Annotated in this window: 20 protein-coding genes; 8 read left to right on the forward strand and 12 right to left on the reverse strand. The window is 65.4% G+C overall.

Annotation, left to right across the window (positions count from 1 at the left end; all coding sequences use genetic code 11):
• The first annotated feature begins 104 nt into the window (after positions 1-104).
• The 3 genes from AC1VVK_RS15540 (at position 105) to AC1VVK_RS15550 (ending at position 3,999) form a co-directional block, all read left to right on the forward strand.
• Positions 105-1,562, forward strand: a complete 1,458-nt coding sequence (locus tag AC1VVK_RS15540) for a DEAD/DEAH box helicase (protein WP_482903677.1) — start codon at positions 105-107, stop codon at positions 1,560-1,562.
• Between the two features lie 249 nt (positions 1,563-1,811).
• The gene (locus AC1VVK_RS15545) at positions 1,812-3,257 is read left to right on the forward strand and encodes a carboxylesterase/lipase family protein (RefSeq protein WP_482903678.1); all 1,446 of its coding nucleotides are present in this window, start codon (positions 1,812-1,814) and stop codon (positions 3,255-3,257) included.
• A 142-nt stretch (positions 3,258-3,399) separates the two neighbouring features.
• Complete coding sequence (locus AC1VVK_RS15550; RefSeq protein WP_482903679.1) at positions 3,400-3,999, forward strand: methyltransferase family protein; 600 nt, start codon at positions 3,400-3,402, stop codon at positions 3,997-3,999.
• A gap of 7 nt (positions 4,000-4,006) precedes the next feature.
• On the opposite strand, the gene AC1VVK_RS15555 is transcribed toward AC1VVK_RS15550, so the two are convergent.
• Positions 4,007-6,292, reverse strand: a complete 2,286-nt coding sequence (locus AC1VVK_RS15555) for an ATP-dependent helicase (RefSeq protein WP_482903680.1) — start codon at positions 6,290-6,292, stop codon at positions 4,007-4,009.
• 146 nt (positions 6,293-6,438) lie between these two features.
• Between AC1VVK_RS15555 and AC1VVK_RS15560 the strand changes: the two genes are divergently transcribed.
• On the forward strand, positions 6,439-7,041 hold the full coding sequence (locus tag AC1VVK_RS15560) for a hypothetical protein (RefSeq protein ID WP_482903681.1): 603 nt from the start codon (positions 6,439-6,441) through the stop codon (positions 7,039-7,041).
• Positions 7,042-7,131: 90 nt separating this feature from the next.
• Positions 7,132-7,389 (forward strand): hypothetical protein, encoded by a 258-nt coding sequence (locus AC1VVK_RS15565; protein WP_132384894.1) that lies wholly within the window; start codon positions 7,132-7,134, stop codon positions 7,387-7,389.
• Between the two features lie 7 nt (positions 7,390-7,396).
• On the opposite strand, the gene rsmD is transcribed toward AC1VVK_RS15565, so the two are convergent.
• Entirely contained in the window at positions 7,397-7,969 is a 573-nt protein-coding gene (gene rsmD / locus AC1VVK_RS15570) for a 16S rRNA (guanine(966)-N(2))-methyltransferase RsmD (protein WP_482903682.1), read from the reverse strand.
• Positions 7,966-9,522: a pseudouridine synthase gene (locus AC1VVK_RS15575; protein ID WP_482903683.1), complete on the reverse strand. Its 1,557-nt coding sequence runs from the start codon at positions 9,520-9,522 to the stop codon at positions 7,966-7,968. Before AC1VVK_RS15575 ends, rsmD begins: the two co-directional genes overlap by 4 nt.
• A 99-nt stretch (positions 9,523-9,621) precedes the next feature.
• On the opposite strand from AC1VVK_RS15575, the gene AC1VVK_RS15580 reads away from it, so the two are divergent.
• Positions 9,622-10,956, forward strand: coding sequence for an MFS transporter (locus tag AC1VVK_RS15580; protein WP_482903684.1), 1,335 nt, complete (start codon positions 9,622-9,624; stop codon positions 10,954-10,956).
• Between the two features lie 4 nt (positions 10,957-10,960).
• On the opposite strand, the gene AC1VVK_RS15585 is transcribed toward AC1VVK_RS15580, so the two are convergent.
• The 3 genes from AC1VVK_RS15585 to trpB form a co-directional block, all read right to left on the reverse strand.
• Positions 10,961-12,256: a bifunctional folylpolyglutamate synthase/dihydrofolate synthase gene (locus AC1VVK_RS15585; protein ID WP_482903685.1), complete on the reverse strand. Its 1,296-nt coding sequence runs from the start codon at positions 12,254-12,256 to the stop codon at positions 10,961-10,963.
• Between the two features lie 102 nt (positions 12,257-12,358).
• Entirely contained in the window at positions 12,359-13,135 is a 777-nt protein-coding gene (gene trpA, locus AC1VVK_RS15590; protein ID WP_482903686.1) for a tryptophan synthase subunit alpha, read from the reverse strand.
• A gap of 3 nt (positions 13,136-13,138) precedes the next feature.
• The gene (gene trpB, locus AC1VVK_RS15595; RefSeq protein WP_482903687.1) at positions 13,139-14,380 is read right to left on the reverse strand and encodes a tryptophan synthase subunit beta; all 1,242 of its coding nucleotides are present in this window, start codon (positions 14,378-14,380) and stop codon (positions 13,139-13,141) included.
• Positions 14,381-14,667: 287 nt separating this feature from the next.
• On the opposite strand from trpB, the gene AC1VVK_RS15600 reads away from it, so the two are divergent.
• Positions 14,668-15,135 carry an outer membrane protein gene (locus AC1VVK_RS15600; protein ID WP_482903688.1) on the forward strand — a complete coding sequence of 156 codons (468 nt, stop codon included), beginning with the start codon at positions 14,668-14,670 and terminating at the stop codon, positions 15,133-15,135.
• 134 nt (positions 15,136-15,269) lie between these two features.
• Here AC1VVK_RS15600 and AC1VVK_RS15605 read toward each other — a convergent pair whose 3' ends face one another.
• Positions 15,270-15,911, reverse strand: a complete 642-nt coding sequence (locus AC1VVK_RS15605; protein WP_482903689.1) for a phosphoribosylanthranilate isomerase — start codon at positions 15,909-15,911, stop codon at positions 15,270-15,272.
• Between the two features lie 111 nt (positions 15,912-16,022).
• Here AC1VVK_RS15605 and AC1VVK_RS15610 point away from each other — a divergent pair, with 111 nt between their 5' ends.
• Complete coding sequence (locus AC1VVK_RS15610) at positions 16,023-16,382, forward strand: DUF4019 domain-containing protein (protein WP_482903690.1); 360 nt, start codon at positions 16,023-16,025, stop codon at positions 16,380-16,382.
• Positions 16,383-16,578: 196 nt separating this feature from the next.
• Here the strand turns inward: AC1VVK_RS15610 and AC1VVK_RS15615 are convergent, their stop codons facing one another.
• From AC1VVK_RS15615 to AC1VVK_RS15635, 5 genes are all read right to left on the reverse strand, one after another.
• Positions 16,579-17,334: an SIMPL domain-containing protein gene (locus AC1VVK_RS15615; RefSeq protein WP_482903691.1), complete on the reverse strand. Its 756-nt coding sequence runs from the start codon at positions 17,332-17,334 to the stop codon at positions 16,579-16,581.
• A 161-nt stretch (positions 17,335-17,495) separates the two neighbouring features.
• Positions 17,496-18,173 (reverse strand): orotidine-5'-phosphate decarboxylase, encoded by a 678-nt coding sequence (gene pyrF / locus AC1VVK_RS15620; RefSeq protein ID WP_482903692.1) that lies wholly within the window; start codon positions 18,171-18,173, stop codon positions 17,496-17,498.
• A 4-nt stretch (positions 18,174-18,177) separates the two neighbouring features.
• Complete coding sequence (locus AC1VVK_RS15625; protein WP_132384905.1) at positions 18,178-18,516, reverse strand: LapA family protein; 339 nt, start codon at positions 18,514-18,516, stop codon at positions 18,178-18,180.
• Between the two features lie 101 nt (positions 18,517-18,617).
• Complete coding sequence (purB, locus tag AC1VVK_RS15630) at positions 18,618-19,931, reverse strand: adenylosuccinate lyase (RefSeq protein ID WP_482903693.1); 1,314 nt, start codon at positions 19,929-19,931, stop codon at positions 18,618-18,620.
• Between the two features lie 203 nt (positions 19,932-20,134).
• The gene (locus tag AC1VVK_RS15635) at positions 20,135-21,271 is read right to left on the reverse strand and encodes an endonuclease/exonuclease/phosphatase family protein (RefSeq protein ID WP_482903694.1); all 1,137 of its coding nucleotides are present in this window, start codon (positions 21,269-21,271) and stop codon (positions 20,135-20,137) included.
• Between the last annotated feature and the right edge of the window lie 102 nt (positions 21,272-21,373).

Raw genomic sequence — 21,373 nt, forward strand, 5'->3', positions numbered from 1 at the left:
GCCGCAAAGGTGCACGTTCGACACGCGCGAAGGCCTAGGCCGCACCCGTCGCGATATCGGCGAATACTCTTGCTTCCCTGAACTTCGGATAAACCAGTCTGCCTATGAGCTTTGCCGATCTCGGCCTGTCTGACGAATTGCTGCAAGCGGTGGAAGCCGCGGGCTATAGCGAACCGACTCCTATCCAGGCGCAGGCCATTCCCCCGGTCCTCATGATGAAGGACCTCATCGGCATCGCACAGACTGGGACGGGAAAGACCGCCAGCTTCGTGCTTCCGATGATCGACATCCTTGCCCATGGCCGCCGCCGTGCGCTGATGCCGCGATCTCTCATTCTCGAACCCACGCGCGAGCTTGCCGCGCAGGTTGCCGAGAACTTCGAGAAGTACGGCAAGAACCACGATCTCAAGATGGCGCTGCTGATCGGCGGCGTGCAGATGGGGGATCAGGTCAAGGCGCTGCAGGAAGGCGTCGACGTGCTGATCGCCACGCCGGGCCGCCTGATGGACCTCTTCGAACGCGGCAAGATCCTGCTCACCGGCTGCGAACTGCTCGTGATCGACGAAGCGGACCGCATGCTCGACATGGGCTTCATCCCGGACATCGAAAGCATCTGCTCCAAGCTGCCGACCAACCGGCAGACGCTGCTGTTCTCGGCGACGATGCCGCCGCCGATCAAGAAGCTGGCCGACCGCTTCCTGTCGAATCCCAAGAACATCGAAGTCGCCCGCCCGGCGACGGCCAACACCAACATCGTCCAGCACAAGGTGGCCGTGACGTCCCGTGGCAAGCGGGAGGCGCTGCGCCACCTGCTGCGGACGGACAACGTGTCCACCGCGATCATCTTCGCCAACCGCAAGACGACGGTGCGTGAACTCGCCAAGAGCCTCAAGGGCCACGGTTTCGCCGCTGGCGAGATCCATGGCGACATGGATCAGGCGGGGCGCAATGCCGAGCTTCAGCGGTTCAAGGACGGGGCGATCAACATTCTGGTCGCTTCCGACGTTGCCGCGCGCGGGCTCGATGTGAAGGGCGTGAGCCACGTCTTCAACTTCGATACGCCCTGGCACCCGGACGACTACATCCACCGCATCGGCCGCACCGGCCGCGGCGGTGCAACGGGCCGTGCCTTCACACTCGTCACGCCCGAGGATGCCGAAGCAATCGAAGGCGTTGAAAAGCTGACCGGCGGCAAGATCCCCGTCTACACGCTTTCGCCGGATGAAGCCGCTGCGGCCCCGGCACGCGAAGAGCGGCCCCGCCGCGAAAAGCGTGCGCGGACCGAGACGCGTGAAGAGCCGGTGGAAGATCGCGCCGAACGCAGCGAAGAGCGTTCCACGCGCCGTGAACGCCCCGAGCGTCAGCGCGAAGAGCGCAGCGAACGTCCCGCGCGCCGCGATGAGCGTGCGGACCGCCGTCCCGCGCGTGATACCGCGCCGGAACGCGAAGCGAAGGCACCGCGCAGCGACGCCCGCCGTGGCCGCCGCCGTGAGGAAGAACCGGCGGACATGGGCTGGAACGGCCCGGTTCCCGAGTTCCTCGGCGTTTCCGCGCTGGCCTGATTTCGAACCTATACCGTTTTCGGGGAGCCCTTCGCGGCTCCCCGTTTTCGTTTGGGCGCCCGTATGTCAGGGGGCGGCCGCTGTCCGCAGCGGCAATCCGGTTACCCATTGTTTTTGCGGGCAGAGGATGACTTTCCCGCGCCCGTGCTGCAAGCGGTGGCGAGGGGCAGGACACCTGCTTGTCGGGCACTTGTCGGGCAAGGCGCTGCTGTGTCAGAAGCCTCGGGAAATATGCAGGGGAGTTGCCGTATGCGATGGGCCGGACACAGAGGGGCAAGGCTGGTTCTGGTGCTGTCGCTGTGCATGGGCGCGGCCTGTGCCGCCAAGGCCGATCCGAACGCGATCGTGCAAGTGGACACCGGCAGCCTTGAAGGCCGTGTCGAGGATGGCGTGATCAGCTGGAAGGGCATTCCCTTCGCCGCGCCTCCGGTGGGGGACCTGCGCTGGCGTGCGCCGCAACCGGCGGCCAATTGGGACGGTGTGCGCCCCGCCACCGAATACGGCCACGACTGCATGCAGAAGCCGTTCGAGGGCGATGCGGCCCCGCTTGGTACCCCTCCGGCCGAGGATTGCCTCTATGCGAACATCTGGCGCCCGGCGGAGGCCAGCGGCAAGCTGCCCGTCGTCGTGTGGATCTATGGCGGCGGCTTCGTCAATGGCGGTGCCTCGCCGCCGACTTATTCGGGGGCGGAACTGGCGAAGCAGGGGGTCTTGCTCTTCAGCTTCAACTACCGGGTCGGCCGCTTCGGGACCTTTGCCCATCCCGCGCTGACGAAGGATGGCGAGGACGGCGGCCTGATCGGCAACTATGGCTATCTCGACCAGATCGCGGCGCTCGTTTGGGTCCAGCGCAATATCGAGGCGTTCGGCGGCGATCCGGAGAATGTGACGATTATGGGTGAAAGTGCGGGCGGGATGTCCGTGCATAATCTCGTCACGTCGCCGCTTGCCGATGGTCTGTTCGACAAGGCCGTGGTGCTGTCCGGCGGCGACGGCAAGATGCTTATCGGTCCCGATCTGGCCTCCGCCGAAGCGTCCGGCCTGCGCTTTGCGGAGAGCAAGGGCATCGCGCCGGACGATCCTGACGCGCTGGCGAAGCTGCGGGCCTTGTCGGCGGACGATGTGGTGGACGGGCTCAATCTGGCCAGCCTTTTCGCACCATCCGATGCGCCGCGCAGTTTCGCGAGCCCCTTCATCGATGGACGCATCGCGCTCGACCAGCGCAAGGCCTATGCCTCTGGCCAATTCCACCAGGTGCCGATGATAATCGGCGCGACCAGCGATGACATGGGCGGCGTCACTGGCGGCATGATCGCGGGCGCGAGACAGCTCTCCGGCCTTGTCGCCGATCTGGGCGTGCCGGTGTGGGAATATCGGTTCGGCTACGTCGCGAGTTCGATCGCAGTGGACGGGAAGGGCGCCCAGCATGCGAGCGACATTCCCTTCTTCTTCGGTACACAGGCGATCAAATACGGGGATGCCACCAGCGAGCGCGACAATACGATGGGGCGGATCGCCAGCGCTTATATCGTGAATTTCGCGAAGACGGGCGATCCCAACGGCGCAGATCTGCCCGTGTGGCAGCCGCGCTCGCGGCAGGGCGAGGCAATTCTGGAAATCACGCCGGATGGGACCGCAGCCGATGTGCCCGATCCGCTTCTGCCGCAAATAGAGGCGGCATCGGAAGAAAAATAAGCTCGAATTTGATGGCCTTATGGTTTCCCGTCTCCGAACGGAGGTCTCAGGAAATCGGCGTGAAATAGACTTAAATGGCTGTTTACCACTGTTGGGCTAGAGTTTTCCCGTGCTCGGCGTTTCGCCGGGGCGGGGGAAATCGATGACGTCAGCTCGCTTGATACATCTTGCCGAATGCGCCTTCCTGATTCTGCTTGCCGGTCTGGCGGTCTGGCGACTCTCGCCGGCGATACCGCGGCACCCACAGCTCGCGCTATTTCTGGTGGCCGAACTGCTTGCCGTCGTCCTGATCATTATTCGTCGCCCCGGCGACATGGCGACGGGTCTCAGGCCGGTCTTGCTGGGTTTTGGAGGAACCGGCGCGGCGCTTCTGATCCTGCCGAGGGGCATTCAATTGGCCCCCGATTACGTGTCTACAGCGCTGGTCACGGGCGGAGCCACGCTGTCGATCCTGGCCAAGCTTTCGCTGCGCCGCAGTTTCGGGCTGGTCGCGGCCAATCGCGGGGTCAAGGAAGGTGGGCTCTACAAGCTGGTCCGTCACCCGATGTATATGGCCTATATCGTCAACCATATCGGCTATCTGATGCTCTATCTCTCAGCCTGGAACGTGGCGATCTATGTCCTTACCTGGATCCTGCTGTGGATGCGCACCGATGAGGAAGAGCGGGTTCTCCGCACCGATCCGGCCTACCGTGCCTACGCCTCCAGAGTCCGTTCGCGCCTCGTGCCGGGGCTGATCTGAGCGCGTTTCAGGCTTCGCCGGCGGGTTTCACGAAGCTGTCCAGCACGCGTTTGTGGCCGGACTGTTCGAAGTCGATCTCCAGCTTGTTGCCTTCCTGCCCGGCGACGGTGCCGTAGCCAAACTTTTCATGGAAGACGCGCGCGCCGATGGCGATGTCGGTGCGCGGCTTGGCGGCAAAGCTGGCGGCGCTGCGGGTCGATTCGGCGATCCGGCGCGGCTTGGGATCGTATTCCTGCGCCGAGGCGCGCTGCCAACCGGGGCCGCGCGTCATCGTCCGCGCCGGCTGCGCGCGGGCGACATCCGCAAAGGGATCGCCATGTTCCGACCATTGCGCGCGCCAGAGCGATGCGCCGCCCGACAGCGTGGTCTCGCTGTCGACGTGATCGTCCGGCAGTTCGCCTATGAAGCGCGAGGGGATCGAACTGGTCCACTGGCCATAGATGCGGCGGTTGGCGGCATGGAGGATCGTGCACTTGCGCCGCGCGCGGGTGATCGCGACGTAGGCGAGGCGGCGTTCTTCTTCGAGACTGGCCAGCCCGCCTTCATCCATCGCGCGCTGTGAGGGGAACACGCCTTCCTCCCAGCCGGGCAGGAACACGTTGTCGAACTCCAGCCCTTTGGCCGCGTGCATGGTCATGATCGTGACCTTTTCCTCGTCCGAGGCCGCGTCGTTGTCCATCACGAGGCTGACATGTTCGAGGAAGTCGCCCAAGCTCTCGTATTCTTCCATGGCGCGCGCGAGTTCGACGAGGTTTTCGAGCCGGCCATTGGCCTCGGGCGTCTTTTCGGCCTGTAGCGCGTCCGTATAGCCGCTCTCGTCGAGCACGGTGCGCATCAGGTCGGCTGGGTTCTCCGTGCCCGCTACATCGCGCCAGCGCGCGAAATCACGCATCAGTGAGAGGAACGTATTGCGCGCGCGGGCGGGCAGTTCGTCGGTATCGGCGATCTCGATCGCGGCCATGGCGAGCGGAATGCCCCGCCGACGCGCCAGCGTATGCAGTGCTTCCAGCGCCTTGGCGCCGAGGCCGCGCTTGGGGGCGTTGTAGATGCGCTCGAAGGCAAGGTCGTCCGCCGGCTGCGCGATCACGCGCAGATAGGCGAGGGCGTCGCGAATCTCGGCGCGCTCATAGAATCGGAAACCGCCGATGATGCGGTACTTCATGCCGATCGAGATGAATCGGTCTTCGAACTCGCGCGTCTGGTACTGGGCGCGCACGAGGATGGCGATCTGGTCCAGCGCCGCGCCTTCGCGTTCTAGCCGCTCGATCTCGTCGCCCACGCGGCGGGCTTCTTCGGGCGCGTCCCAGACGCCGATCACGCGGACTTTCTCTCCGGGATGGCGTTCGGTCCACAGCGTCTTGCCAAGGCGCTGGCTGTTCTCGTTGATGAGGCCGGAGGCAGCAGCGAGGATCTGCGGCGTGGAGCGGTAATTCTGCTCCAGCCGGATGACCTTCGCGCCCGGAAAATCCTTTTCGAACTTCAGGATATTGGCCACTTCAGCGCCGCGCCAGGAGTAGATCGACTGGTCGTCGTCACCCACCACGCAGATGTTCTTCCGCACTTGCGCGATCAGGCGGAGCCATAGGTACTGGACCTGATTGGTGTCCTGATACTCATCCACCATCACGTACTTGAAGCGCTGCTGGTACTGTTCCAGTACCTCGCGGTTGGTGCGCAGGATGTTGAGCATGTGGAGCAGCAGGTCGCCGAAGTCGCAGGCGTTTAGCGTCTTCAGGCGATCCTGATAGAGCTGGTAGAACTTCTGCCCGCGCCCGTTGGCATAAGCCTCGCTCTCGCCCGCATCGAGATCGGCGGGATTGAGGCCGCGGTTCTTCCAGCGGTCGATGCAGCCGGCGAGCAGGCGGGCGGGCCAGCGCTTTTCGTCCAGTCCCTCTGCCTGAATGAGCTGCTTCAGAAGGCGAAGCTGATCGTCGGTGTCGATGATCGTGTAATTGGGCTGGAGGCCCACAAGTTCGGCATGGCGGCGCAGCATCTTCGCGGCGATCGCGTGGAAGGTGCCGAGCCAGGGCATGCCTTCGACAGCGGGGCCGATCAGGTGTCCCACGCGCTCACGCATTTCGCGCGCGGCCTTGTTGGTGAAAGTGACGCAGAGGATCTCGCTGGGCCATGCCAGCCGGCTGCGCACGAGATGCGCGAGCCTGCGCGTGAGCGCGGCGGTCTTGCCCGTGCCCGCGCCTGCCAGCATCAGCACCGGCCCTTCGGTCGTCAGAACCGCCTCGCGCTGGGGCGGGTTCAGACCTTCGAGCAAAAGGTCGGAAGCGGCGTCAGGCACAGAGGATTGCAAATCGTTCACCCGTGAACATCTAGGGAACGGGGCATCGCGGCGCAAGGCCGCTTCACCGCATCACAGGAACAATCCCCGGCGCGGGGCGTCGGTTTGTCATCAACGGCCATCACGACCAACAGGAGAGTGAAGCCATGCGAACCCTTCTATTTGCCGGCGCCGCCGCGCTTTCGGTCGCGGCACTGTCCGGCCCTACCTTCGCCCAGAGCACAGTCGGAGATCCGACGCCCGATGCCCCGCCATCGCCCGCAGCGCCTGCCAATTCCGGCGCGATGACGGCGGATCAGAAAGCCCAGTACGATTCGTGGCCCGCCGACATGCGGGCGGATTACGATAGCTGGTCTCCCGAATATCAGGCCTATTTCTGGCATCTTACCGGCGAGCAGCAGCGCGGTTACTGGGCGCTGACGCCCGACCAGCGCGGACAGATCTACAAGATGAGCCCCCAGCAGCAACAGGTCGCCTGGAACGCGGTGAATCAGCAACTCGCCGGTCAGACGCCCTCGACGCCGGCGGCGCAGGCCAACCCTCCAGGGGAGGGCATGCCGACGACCGGCGTGCCCGATCCGAAGGTCGCCGCGCAGACGGTGCCGCCGGCGATGCCGGCCGACGAGAACTATCAGGGCGGGCCCTACAAGGGGGCGCTCACACCGCCGCCGGCAACGGCGATGAACAAGAGCTATCCGTTCTGTAGCAAGACAGTGAAGGACAACTGCCGCAACCGCGGCGGCGTCTGATTTACAGAGAAAAAGTATGGATGGGAACCAAGGCCCGCCCGGTGTATTTCACCGGGCGGACGGACTCGTCCCGTTGAAGGAGAAATCCGGATGTCTCGCTACTTGCTCATACTTGCTGCTGCTGCCGTCGCAGCGCCTCTTGGTTCGGCTGCGATGGCGGCGGATCCCCCGCAGAAGGCCGATGTAACCGCGCGTGACAGTCGTGGTCGGCCCACCGAGGTCTCAATCGATGGTACGACCTACAAGGTCTGCTCGGCGACGATCAAGGACAGCTGCATCAATCCGAGTCAGATCGGCGTCAAGCGCGACGCTACCCGCAGCAAGTCCACCAGCCACAAGAAGAAGTAACGAACGATCAGGGGGCGCGGCGCAGAAAATGCAGCCGCGCCTTGCCTACTTCGCGCGTTGATTCGATCTCGAATCCCCGGATCGAGACGGCTTCGTCACGCCCTGTTTCGAGGCTGATCCAGGTCTGCTCGCCGATCCAGCCGAGCCGCGCCAGCTTGTCTATGGCGACGGCGCCCGCACCCGTGTCGTAAGGCGGATCCAGCAGCACGAGGTCCAGCGTGTCTTTCGCCGGACCCAGTGACAGCACTGAACTCGCCCGCACATCGCATTGTGCCTGGGCGCGCAAGTTGGCGATATTGGCGCGGATCGCGCGGATCGCTCCTGCGTCCTGATCGACGAAGAGGCAATGCGCCGCCCCGCGTGAAAGCGCTTCGAGCCCCAGCGCGCCCGATCCCGCGAAGAAATCGGCGACCTTCAGCCCCTCGAACGTGCCGAGGCGGCTTGCCAGCATCGAGAACAGCGTCTCGCGCGTGCGGTCCGCCGTCGGGCGCGTGGTGTCGCCCTCGGGCGTCACCAGCTTGCGTCCCCGCCATTCGCCCGCGACGATCCGAAGGCCGGTCTTTGCGACGGGTGCCTTCACGACTTGTCGACCGGCAGCGTCTTGCGGAAGTTTTCCAGATCGCGCTGGGATATCTCGATGACCATGCCCTTGGGCAGGTCGAGCAGGCGGATCGGACCGTACGACGTGCGAATCAGGCGGCTGACCTGAAGGCCGAGATGTTCGAGGACACGGCGGACTTCGCGGTTCTTGCCTTCGGTCAGCGTCATTTCGATCCACTGGTTGCGCCCGGTGCGGCGCTCCATGTTGGCGTCGATTTTGCCGTAGATCACCCCGTCGACCTCGATACCTTCGATCAGGTCTTCAAGCTGCGCCTGCGAGATGTCGCCGAAGGTGCGGGCGCGATAGGTGCGCGGCACGCCGGTAGCAGGCAGTTCCAGCCGGCGCTTGAACTCGCCATCGTTGGTGAGCAGCAGCAGGCCTTCGGTATTGAGATCGAGGCGGCCGATCGGCATCACGCGGCCCGCGCCTTCAGGCAGGGCATTACGCAGCGCGGTGTAGATCGTCGGGCGCCCGGCGGGATCGCGCTCGGCGGTCAGGAGACCGGCGGGCTTGTGGAAGGCGAAGAGGCGGGTGTCCTCGGCGTCCTTCACCGGATTGCCGTCGACCGTCACGCCTCGGAGGTTCGCCAGCACAGTGGAGGGGGTCTCGATGACCTCGTCGCCCAGCTTCACGCGGCCTTCGATAATCAGGCGCTCCGCCTCGCGGCGGCTGGCGATGCCTGCTCGGGCGAGCAGCTTGGCGATGCGTTCGCCTTCGCGGACGGGCATGCCGGGCGTCTTGGCCGTGGGCGCAGCCGCGCGCGGAGCGGCGGATACGGGGCGAGACGGGCGCGTGCGCCGCTCATCGCGATATCGGTCGCCGGAGGGGCGTTCGTCCCGATAACGGTTGCCATAGCGGTCGCCTCTGGGGCGATCGTCGCTTCGGTATGCGCCGGGCTTACGTTCGCCGAAACGGCGTTCGCCGCCTTCGCGTTCACCGGAACGACTGCCGGACGGCTTGGTTCCGAACGACAGGGCGTCATCGGGCCTGCGCGGACCACGGCCGTATACAGGCCGGTCGCTGCGGGGGGCATCGCTGCGTGAGCCGTTGCCGCGAGGATTCTCGCTGCGAGGTCCGTTATTGCGGGGATTATCGCTGCGGCCGCGTTCGCCGCGAGGGAAGCCATCGCGCGGGGCGCCGCCGCTGCGGCCGTCACCACGTTCACCGCCGCGGCTGCCGCTGCGACCACCACCGTTGTCGTCGCGACTGCGGTTATAGCGGTCGCCGCTAGGACGATCGTCGCTCCGGTAATCACCGGATTTCCGTTCACCAAATGTGCGCTCACGGGCCTTGTCGCCAAAGGACTTGCCCTCGGCAGGTTTGCGCGGACCGCGACCGAATTGGGGCCGATCGCCTCGGGGCGCATCGCCGCGCCGGTTCTCGCTGCGGGGGCCATCACTGCGAGGGCCATCGCCACGGGGACCATTGCTGCGGGAACCGGCGCCACGGCCACGTTCGCCACGGTGAGAGCCATCGCGCGAACCGCCGCCGCCACGCTTCGGGCCGCCGGATTTAAAAGGAGGTTTGGACATTCGCCCGCCCATACCTGTTGATCGTCACTTCATCCAGCCTTCCCTTCGGCCAAGTGCGCGCTAGGTTGCTGCAGGATCGCATTTTGGAGGGATTACAGCGTGGACGCCCATAGTATCGAACAGCGTCGCGGCGTCTGGGATTCCGTCAAACCCTATTTCGAGAAAGAATCGCTGGCAGCCTTCGCGCTGGGGCTCTCCTCGGGCTTCCCTTATGCGATGATCGGGGCGACGCTGACGACGCGGCTGGCGCAGGACGGAATCGACAAGAAAACCGTCACCGCCTTCACGCTCGCGTTCCTCGTCTACAATCTCAAGATTTTCTGGGCCTGGATCATCGACGGCGTGCGCCTGCCGGTGATCGGCGGTCTGGGCCAGCGCGTCTCGTGGATGCTGGTCTGCGGCGTTCTGGTGATCGCGGCGGTGCTCAACCTTGCGTTCGTCCAGCCGCTGCCCAACGCCATGGCCGCGACCGTGATCGCCGCCGTGCTGGTAGGCGCGGCGGGCGCCAGCTTCGACATCGTGATCGATGCTTACCGGATCGAGACGCTCAAGCCCTATCAGCTCGGCACCGGCTCGGGCATGAGCCAGTATGGCTGGCGCATCGGTTCGGCCGGGGCGGGCGCGCTGGCGCTGGTTGTCTCGGCGCGCCATGGCTGGAGCGCCGGTTATGCCGTCTGCGCCCTGTTCGCACTGCCCGCGATGCTGACCGCGGTGCTTCTGGGTGAGCCGGCGCGCCGCAAGGTGGTCGTCCAGAAGCGCGGCGTTGTCGAAGTCTGGAGCTCGATCGCGGGGCCTTTCGCCGAGTTCTTCCGTCGCAACGGCGCGTGGCTGGTGCTGACCTTCATCCTCGTCCACAAGATTGGCGACACGCTGGCGAACCTGACGTTCCGCCTGCTGTTCGACGACCTTGGTTTCTCGAACGACGAAATCGCGCTTTACGATGTCGGGCTCGGCTTCTGGGCCTACCTGATCGGCGTGTTCATCGGCGGCGTGGCTTTCGCCAAGATGGGCCTCAAGCGCTCGGTCATGCTTTCGCTGGTGCTGATGGGCTTCTCCAACCTCAGCTTTGCAGCGCTGGCGGCGGCCGGACACAGCAACTGGGGCATGGCCGGGGCGATCGGCTTCGAGAACATTTCGTCGGGCTTCGGCGGCGTCGTCGTGATCGCTTACTTCTCGGCGCTCTGCGACCTTCGCTTCACCGCCGCGCAATACGCGCTGATCTCGGCAGGTGCGAGCGTGGTGGGCCGGTTCCTCACCGGCACCACGGCGGGCGCGATGATCGAGACCTTCGGCTACGTGAACTTCTACCTGCTCACGACCGTTGCATCGCTGCCTGGCATGGCGATCTTCTGGTGGATGTGCCGCACCGGACTGGTCGATCAGGCCATGGGCACGGCAGGCGAGGACGTTGCCGAGCTGGAAGCGGACGCCTGAGCAGTTAGTCCGGGATCTCGTCGTTGGCGCGCAGGACCTCGCCCGAGAGGTAAAGCGAACCGGCGATGAGCACCGGTAGGCCGTCCTCCGGCAAGGCGGCCAGCGCTTCTTCCACGTTGCCTGTGGCCAGAGCGGAGGGGCCGAAACTGGCCGGGCCGTGGCAGTCCTGACCCGGAACCGGCACTGCATGAATGCTGACGATGGAGTCGCGGAGCGGCCCGGTGAGCGCGCGCGGGTCCTTGTTCGCCAGCATGCCGATCACGAGATGCAACCGCTGTCCCGCGAAATGACGGGCGATGGCAAGCCCGGCGTCGGGATTGTGCCCACCGTCCAGCCAGACTGCCCGCGCACCGGCATGGCGCGTCAGCGGGCCTTGCGAGAGCAATTGCAGCCGGGCAGGCCAGCGCGCGGCGTGGATGCCGTCCGCCATGGCCTCGGCAGAAACACTCACCCGGTCCTGATGTCGTAGCATGGCCACGGCTAGCGCCGCGTTTTCGGCCTGATGCGTGCCGGGCAGGCTGGGCAGGGGCAGGGTGAGTTCGCCGTGTCGGTCCGAATACTCGATCACGTCGCCCACGCTCGCGTCCCAGTCGCGCCCGCGCATGTGCAGCGGGGCACCGGCGGTCAGGGCGGCGCGCTCAATTTCGAGTTCGGCGCTTTCCGGATAGGCCAGCGTGATGACCGGGGCGGGGCTGCGGACGATTCCGGCTTTCTCGAAGGCGATGCGGGCGAGGGGCTCTTCCGGCGCGCCGACCTCGGGCCGCAACAGGAAGGCCTCGTGATCGATGCCGAGCGTGACGATGCCGCAGGCCGCCGGATGCTCCAGCACATTGGTGGCGTCTAGCCGGCCGCCGAGGCCCACCTCGATCACGCAGGCATCGGCAGGCTCGCGCGCGAAGGCGAGGAAGATCGCTGCCGTCGTCACTTCGAAGAAGCTGGGCTGAAGGTCTTCGCCCGCGTCGAGCACTTCGGCCAGCAGGTCGGCCAGCATGGCGTCGGAGATCAGCTTGCCGCCAAGCCGGATGCGCTCGTTGTAGCGCACCAGATGCGGCTTGGTGGCGGAATGGACCTTCAGGCCCTGCGCCTCCAGCATGAAGCGTAGGTAAGTGCAGGTCGATCCCTTGCCGTTGGTGCCGGCGACATGGAACGTGGGCGGCAGGCGTTTTTGCGGATTGCCCAGCCGTTCGAGCAGGGTGTGGATCGTCTCCAGCCCGAAGCGCCCCTGCGGAAGCGAAAGCGCGGCGAGTCGGTCAAGCTGGGCCTGAACGCGCGGGTCTTCGGAAACGGCGAAGTCTTTCATGGCACCCGTCCGGAAAAGCACATCGCGGCAAGCCTTGGCGGCCGCCGCAATGCACGGATTGCGTCGTCGTCACGCGTTGCGCAATGACGAAATTAAGTGGGATCAGCGCGCGGCGTGGACTGCCTCAGCCAGCGCCGAGGTCAGCGCGCGCAAATGCGCCGGTGCTTCGGCGCCGTGCTGCTTGACCAGATCGACCAGCGCTGAGCCTACCACCACGCCGTCCGCCACTTTGGCGATCGCGCTGGCCTGCTCGGGCGTGCGGACGCCGAAGCCGACTGCGACGGGGATCGAACTGGCGGCCTTGAGCCTGGCCACGGCATCCTCGATCGAGCCTTGCGCGGCCTGCTGCATGCCGGTCACACCCGCTACCGAGACGTAGTAGAGGAAACCCGAGGAGCCTTCGAGCACGGCGGGAAGCCGCGCGGCGTCGGTGGTGGGCGTGGCGAGGCGGATCAGCGAAACGCTCTTTCCGCGCAGGGCAGGGCCGAGTTCGGCGTCTTCCTCGGGCGGAATGTCGACGCAGATCACGCCGTCGACGCCGGCCTTCGCGCATTCGTCCGCGAACCAGTCGGCGCCGCGCGCGATCATCGGGTTGGCGTAGCCCATCAGCACCAATGGCACGTCTGCATGCCGGGCGCGGAATTCGCGGGCCATGCGGAAGATGTCGGCGGTCCTTGTGCCGGCATCGAGGCTGCGGATGTTCGCTTCCTGGATCGCCGGGCCGTCGGCCATGGGATCGGTGAAGGGCATGCCGAGTTCGATCACATCGGCGCCGCCTTTCACGAGCGCGTCGAGATTGGCGGCAGTATCACCGTCCCCTCCGGTGATGAAGCAGACGAGCGCCGGGCCTTTGGCGAATGCGGTTTCGAAGCGGGTCATTGCTTAAAGCTCCACACCCAGCGCTTCGGCGACGGTGAAGATGTCCTTGTCTCCGCGGCCCGAGACGTTGACGACGAGCAGCTTGTCTTCGTCCATCTGTGCCGTCAACTGCGGCAGCGCGGCCAGAGCGTGCGAGCTTTCGAGCGCCGGGATGATGCCTTCCAGTTCACAGCAGAGCTGGAACGCTTCGAGTGCCTGCGTATCCGTGATCGGCACGTAGTTCACGCGGCCGCTCTCATGCAGCCACGAATGCTCGGGCCCTAGGCCGGGATAGTCGAGACCGGCCGAGATCGAGTGCGCCTCGGTGATCTGGCCGTCCTCGTCCTGCAGCAGATAGGTCTTGTTGCCGTGGAGGATGCCGGGCTTGCCGCCGGTCAGCGAGGCGGCGTGCTTGTCGGTATCGATTCCGTGGCCTGCCGCCTCAATGCCGGTCATCTGGACTTCGGGATCGTCGAGGAAGGGGTGGAACAGGCCGATCGCGTTCGATCCGCCGCCTACGGCCGCCACCAGCATGTCGGGCAGGCGGCCTTCCTTCTCCAGCATCTGCTCGCGGGTTTCCTTGCCGATGATCGACTGGAAATCGCGCACCAGCTCAGGATAGGGGTGCGGGCCGGCAGCGGTGCCGATGATGTAGAACGTGTCGTGGACGTTCGCGACCCAGTAGCGCAGCGCGTCGTTCATCGAGTCCTTGAGGGACTGCGAACCGCTCTCGCAGGAGATCACTTCCGCGCCCAGCAGCTTCATGCGGAAGACGTTGGGCTTCTGGCGCTCGATATCCTTGGCGCCCATGAAGATCTTGCAGGGCAGGCCGAAGCGCGCGGCGACAGTGGCGGTGGCGACTCCGTGCTGGCCCGCGCCGGTCTCGGCGATGATCTTCGTCTTGCCCATGCGGATCGCGAGCAGGATCTGGCCGATGCAGTTGTTGATCTTGTGCGCGCCGGTGTGGTTCAGCTCTTCGCGCTTGAAGTAGATCTTCGGGCCCTTTCCGGCAGGCGCAAGGCCCCGGAAATGCTCGGTGATGCGGGGCGCGAAGTAGAGCGGGCTCGGGCGGCCCACGAAATCCTTCATCAGCGCGTCGAATTCCGCCCAGAACGCCGGGTCCTGCTGCGCCTTGCGGTATTCCTTCTCCAGATCGAGGATCAGCGGCATCAGCGTTTCGGCGACGTAGCGACCGCCGAACTGGCCGAAGTGGCCGGTCTCGTCGGGCATGTTGCTGAAACTGTTCACGGGCGTCTGTGCGGTCATGATCCGGCCGATTGGCAGAGCCGCGCGGCCAAGTCCAGCGCGCTTTGTCGGTTCGGGGATGTTCCGGGCCGTTCTGCGCGCTTCAGACCTTGCATGGGGACGGTCGGCCCGTTTTCAATTGCAAAGCATGCAACTATGCAAACGCTATTAGCAATATAATGTCTGTAAGTGGCAGTTTCATGACGTTTCCGGGCAATTATGAATTATTTTGTTCATCCGGGCGAAAGGATGGGGGGCGCAGCGGGTCCTTCCCCGGTGAGGGCCGGGGGAAAATTTGGAGAAAAAACATGCGTATTGCACTCGTTTCGCTCGCCGCGGTTGCTGCCGTGGCCGCCGCCACTCCCGCCCTGGCCAATGAAGCGCGCGTCGAAGCTCGCACCGGCATCATCTGGGACGGTAGCGACAGCGACGCAGTTGCAGGCGTTGCCGCTGGTTACGACTACGACCTGGGCAACAAGTTCTTCGCTGGCGTCGAAGGTTCGGCCGACAAGGTCCTGACCGGTGGCACCCGCGTTTCGTGGGGCGTTGGCGGCCGCGTTGGCATGAAGGTCACCCCGACCACCAAGCTCTATGCCAACTCGACCTGGCAGTCGAAGTTCAGCAAGTACGGCAACAGCGCCGTTGCTGTTGGCGGCGGTGTTGAGCAGGCTCTCGACAGCCGCTTCTACGCCAAGGCTGAATACAAGCACCTGCTGGTTGGCGACAACACCCCCGATGCGGACCTCGGTCTGGTCGGCGTTGGCGTGAAGTTCTGATCTAGCTGCTTCCGGCCCGAATCTGCCACCGAGGCGTCGGGCCGGGGGCAACTGACTGGAATCGCTCCACTGTGAGCGTAAGCCAGGAAAGGGCGGCCCATGAGGGGGCCGCCCTTTCTCGTTTGTGGGTCTGTTCAGAGGCTGCGGACGGCGCGCACGAAGGCATCGATCCGGTCGGAGTCCTTGACGCCGGGAGCGCTCTCGACGCCCGAGGACGTATCCACCAGCGGCGCGCCGGTCAGCCGTACGGCTTCGGCCACATTGTCGGGCGTAAGGCCGCCCGCCAGGCCCCAAGCCACCGGGCCCTTCCATTGGGCGACAAGGCTCCAGTCGAAACTCAGCCCCATGCCCCCGGGTAGCGTGCCCTTGGGCGTCTTGGCATCGAACAGCACGAGATCGACGGCACCGGCATAGGCGGCGGCTCTGTCGGCATCCTCGGCCGTCGCGACGGAGAGGGCCTTCCACACCGCGACACCGTAGCGTGCGCGCAGTTCGGCGGCCCTTGCGGGGCTCTCGCTGCCGTGAAGCTGGAACGCGTCGAGGCGGGCGCTCGCCACGGCCTCTGCGATCGTTGCATCATCGGCATCGACGAACAGGCCGACGCGGCCGATCCGCCCTTCGGCGCGCGCTGCCAGCAGGGCAGCCTCGGCCGGCGTGACGTTGCGCGGGCTTTTCGGAAAGAACACGAAGCCTGCGTGGTCGGCGCGGCCGCGAATCGCGGCTTCGAGGGCATCGGGCGTGCTTATCCCGCAGATCTTGATCGCCGCTGTTGGCATGTCGTTTTTCTGGCCTAGATTGCGGCCCCGATGCTTAGGGGACCGATGATGAACCGACTGACGCGCTATCTAGTGCCATTTGCGGCCGTCGCAATGCTGGCGGGTTGCGGCATGAAGGAGTCGTTCGCGGACGCCGGGCTGGAAGTGGCGAAGTTCCACCGCGCGCTTGATGCCGGGCGTTCTCAGGAAATCTGGAACAACGCGGATCCGCAGTTCCGCAGTGCCAGTCAGCAGGCGCAGTTCGCGAAGCTGATCGACGCGGTGCATCGCAAGCTCGGCAAGGTGCGCGCCAGCAAGCAGGTGGGCTGGAACGCCAATGCTACCACCGACGGCACGTTCGTCACCCTGACGATGCAGACGACGTTCGAGCACGGATCAGGTGTCGAGCAGTTCGTCTATCGCAAGCGCGACGCGGGGCACATGGCGTTGGTCGGCTACAATATCCAGTCGCAGGACATGATGCTGGATTGACCAGCTTGCCGCCTTTTTGGGGCGGGCATTGGATTTTGGGATTCGCGCAAAGACGCAAAGGCGCAAAGAGGTGGTGTCATCGGCGAAGCCGCTTTGTTATTCGGCGGTATCCGATGGCGCCGCCTCGCGCGGGAAGGAGTACCTGCGGTGCAGGGTAACTCCTTCGTGCCTTTGCGCCTTTGCGCGAATTTATATTTTACGGTGCCAGTTCGAACTGAACGGTGAGGTTCATCGACATCTGGAGTTCACCGGCGGCAACCGGCGGGGCAGCGGGGGCCATGTCCATCGACGCCTTGCGGGCGAACATCACCGGCATCGGCGCGTTACCGCCACCCTCGCTGATCGAGACCACGCGGACGACGCGAAGTCCTGCGGCGCGGGCGTAGAGGTCCGCGCGGGCGCGGGCGGTCTTGATTGCGTCGGTGCGGGCCTCGTCCTGAGCGGCGGCGGGTTCGGAGAGCGTGAAGTCCGGGCCGTTGACCTGATTGGCACCAGCGGACACCAGTGCGTCGATCACGTTGCCGGTGTCTGCCAGCTTGCGCTGACGCACGGAGACGGTGTTGGTGGCCTGATAGCCGACGATCTCACGCGGTTCGCCCGCGAAGCTGCCGTCCGGCTGGCGCTGCATCGGGGCATAGACCGGGTTGAGGCTGAGGTTGGTGGTCTGGATGTCCTTGTCCGCCACGCCTGCCTTCTTCAACGCAGCGATCACGCGGGTCATCGCCTGCGAGTTGGCGCGCATGGCCTCGCTCGCGGTCTTGCCCTGGGTGGTCACCCCGGCAGAATAGCTCGCCATGTCGGGCGTGCGGGTGGACGAGCCATCGGCATTGACGGTCAGCAGCGTGTGCCCGGCCTCGATGGCGGGAACGGTCTGTTGCGCCATGGCGGCAGGGGCGGACGCCATCGCAAGCACGGCGAAGGCCGTTGCGGCAAGAAGCTTGGGGGATTTCATATAGTCGCACTCTCCATCCATCGGGATCGGGCCATCAGGACCGGATCAACGATCTGCGTCCCCCGAGGTTGCCCGGCGCTGAACCGTGCATTTCCGGGGGATGAATGGAAAGACGGAGCCATGGTCCTGCGACCTTGGCTCCGCTGCGGATCACACCCCGGTCAGAGTGTGGCCTCGATTGCGCGCGCGGCGGCGAGAGGATCGTCCGCGCGGCTGATCGGGCGGCCGATCACCAGTACGCTGGCGCCGTCGTCGCGGGCCTGGCGCGGGGTGACGATGCGCTTCTGGTCGCCATTGCCTCCGTTGTCGGGACGCAGGCCGGGAACCACGAAGAAGCCGTCCTTCCACTGGCTGTGGATCGCGCCGACTTCGTGGCCGGAGCAGACGATACCGTCGAGGCCGGCAGAATGGGCCAGTTCGGCAAGGCGCATGGCCTGCGCTTGAGGCTCGTCGTTGACGCCGATGGCGGCAAGGTCGTCACCGTCGAGGCTGGTCAGCACGGTGACGGCCACCACCTTGGTGTTCTCACCCGCGGCGGCCTTGGCATCTTCCATCATCGCGCGGCCACCGGCGGCATGGATCGTGACGATCGAAGGCTGCAGCACGTGGATCGCCTGCATGGCGCCGGCAACGGTGTTCGGAATGTCGTGCAGCTTCAGGTCGAGGAAGATCGGCAGGCCCAGCTTGTGCAGTTCATGCACGCCGTGGTGGCCGTGGGCGCAGAAGAACTCCAGCCCCAGCTTGATCCCGCCGATATGCCCGGCGACCTTGCGGGCCAGCGCCTCGGCAGCGTCGAGGCGGGGCAGGTCGAGGGCGAGATAGACGGGATTGTTGCTCATGGGATCAGACTTCCGGGGTGGGATCGAGAGTGGAGGGAACGGGCGTGGTGGACGCCGGTTCGGGGGCGGTCATGGACGGCATCGAGCTGGCGCGCAGCGAGTTCTCCAGTGTGGCGATGCGGCGGTTCAGCCGCCAGCGCACCGCACGCAGGTAAAGCCAGACCGGCGTCATGCCGAGGCAGAAGAACAGCAGCGCGACGACGCCGATGGGCCATTCGAAGTGAACGTAGTTGCCATCATCGAGCGGCCAGAAATTCACCGGAACCTTGGCCCAGTTCATCGCAATGAAGGCGACGAGGATCGCAGTGATGGCGATCCACAACACGGTGCGGATGATGTTCATGCTTCCTCCGGCAATTCCTGCAGGTGTTCCTGCAAGTAGGTCCCGCCAATCGCGCCGATGCTAGGCGCGATTGGCGGCCATGGGAAGTGTCGGTGGACCGCTTAGTTCCCGAAAACGCGCGCGAAGATCGTATCCACGTGCTTGAAGTGGTAGTCGAGGTTGAACTTGTCCTCGATCACTTCGACGGGCAGCGCCGCCGTGACTTCGGGATCGGCCTTGAGAAGTTCGAGCAGCGAGAGCTGACCGTCCGATTCCCAGACCTTCATCGCGTTCCTCTGCACCAGACGGTACGACTGGTCGCGGCTGAGGCCGGCCTGCGTCAGCGCCAGCAGCACGCGCTGCGAGTGGACGAGGCCGCCCATGCGGTCGAGGTTCTTCTGCATGCGCTCGGGATAGACGAGCAGCTTGTCGATGACGCCGGTGAGGCGGGCCAGCGCGAAGTCGAGCGTGATCGTCGCGTCGGGGCCGATGAAGCGTTCGACCGAGGAGTGCGAGATATCGCGCTCATGCCAGAGCGCCACGTTCTCCATCGCCGGCACCACGGCCGAGCGGACCACGCGCGACAAGCCGGTGAGGTTCTCGGTCAGCACCGGGTTGCGCTTGTGCGGCATCGCCGACGAGCCCTTCTGGCCGGGCGAGAAGTATTCTTCCGCCTCAAGCACTTCGGTGCGCTGGAGGTGGCGGACTTCGATGGAAAGGCGCTCGATCGAGCTGGCGATCACGCCCAGCACCGCGAAGAACATGGCGTGACGGTCGCGCGGGATCACCTGCGTCGAGACCGGCTCGACCGCGAGGCCCAGCTTGTCCGCGACGTAGTCTTCCACTGCCGGATCGACATTGGCGAAAGTGCCGACAGCGCCCGAGATCGCGCAAGTGGCGACTTCCTCGCGGGCGGCAAGCAGGCGCGTCTTGCAGCGCGCGAATTCGGCATAGGCTTCGGTCATCTTGAGGCCGAAGGTCACCGGCTCGGCATGGATGCCGTGGCTGCGGCCGATGGTGGGGGTGTACTTGTGCTCTTCGGCGCGGCGCTTGATCGCGGCGAGCAGGGCGTCGAGGTCCGCCAGCAGGATATCGGCGGCCTTGACGAGCTGGACGTTCAGCGTGGTGTCGAGCACGTCGGAGCTGGTCATGCCCTGGTGCATGAAGCGCGCTTCGGGGCCTACCTGCTGGGCCACCCAGTCAAGGAAGGCGATCACGTCGTGCTTGGTCACGGCCTCGATCGCGTCGATCGCGGCGACGTCGATGGTCGGGTTCGTGGCCCACCAATCCCACAGGGCCTTGCCGGCGCTGGCGGGCACGGTGCCCATTTCGCCCATCTTCACGGCGGCGTGGGCCTCGATCTCGAACCAGATGCGGTAACGGGCTTCGGGCTCCCAGATCGCGGTCATCGCGGGGCGGGCGTAGCGGGGGACCATCTTTAGACTCCTATGGCTGACGCGCGTGCCGCTAGGCTGGCAGGGCTCCGAAGGCAAGGGCGGAGACGCAGCGCCCCCTCCGAATTGCCGCCCGAGGGCACAAGGTGACAGTCAGGTTGACACAGTTGACACGGTCTTGAAGCGAATTTCTCTCCCGGTCCTGGAGCGGCCGGATCCGGGCATCAGAGAAGCACAAAGCGGCGTCATCGCGTGCTTATGACAGGCGACGCGGAAGTAGGAAAACTCCGCCGCCGGTCCCGTCCGGCCAGCGCCCCGCACCCCGGCGTGCGGGTGAGCGCGGCGTTCCAGCGCAATTCGTACGTGACCAGAAAACCGTCGTGATCGGAAAGCTGCGGGCTGCCGGGGCTGCCGTCGAACATGGCCTCCACCCGGATCGGGCGAATCCGCACATCCTCTCCGGTCCACAGGAACTGGAGGTCCTGCGTATCCATCCACGGCGCGTCGCCGTCCCATGAAATCTTGACGTCGCAGCCCGAAACGGGCGCGGCGCAGATCCGGTGGACGAGGCCCAGCGCCTGATACTTCGCGAAATTCTCCCAGCGCGGTTCGGAGCGGCGCATGTTGAAGTCTCCGCCGAAGATCAGCGGATTCTCGTCATCGTGGGTCTCGTCAATGAAGCGCGATGCTTCCCGCGCCTGCCGGTCGTGCGCGGAAAGATTGCGGACCGCCGGCGCCCGGGACGCGCCGCGTGAATTCATGTGGGTGTCATAGATGTCGATCAGCGAAGGAACGCCCGGGATCTCGATCCGGGCAAGCGCGATACCCTTGTTCGAAAGACAGTCGAATCCCGCGCAGGAGCGCCGTCCGTAGGCCCGTTTGCCGTAATCGACGATGGCATAGCGCGAGGCGATGGCAAGGCCGCTGCCGAAGACATGGATGCCGATCTCTCCGCGCGCGAGGCTGGAATGGCCCGGCAGACGCTCACGCGTCGCACCCTTCGCGCTGGTGGTGCGGTGGGGGCCGGAGTAGATCGCCGGATAGCCGGTGGCGATGACTGCGCGCTTGGCGGCATCGCTGAACATCTCCTGGAACAGCACGACATCCGGCGCGGTCCCCGCCGCGCGCATCGCTGCTAGCCGGCTGCCGATCTGTTCAAGAAACGGCGCGCGGCCGCTGCGCGCGGGCCAGCCGAGCCCTTCCATATTGTACGTGAGCACGGTCAGCCGGGTCGTGGCGATGGCGCTGCCCGAGGTCGCGATCACCGGCGGGTGCGTATCGGCACAGGCGACATGCGCGCGCGGCGGGGGCAGGGTGGAGCAGCCGGTGGCGAGCAGCGCGGCAAGGCCGGCGAGATAACGAGGCGGACGAAAACCGTGCATGCCGGTCGGGACGTATTCCTGCTGGCGGGACCGAAAGTGTCACCTTGTGCCGGCGTCACCTCAAGCGAGTGTCATCTTATGCGTTAGGTGTCACCTTGTGCC

Source organism: Novosphingobium sp. BL-S-32 (assembly GCF_056857055.1).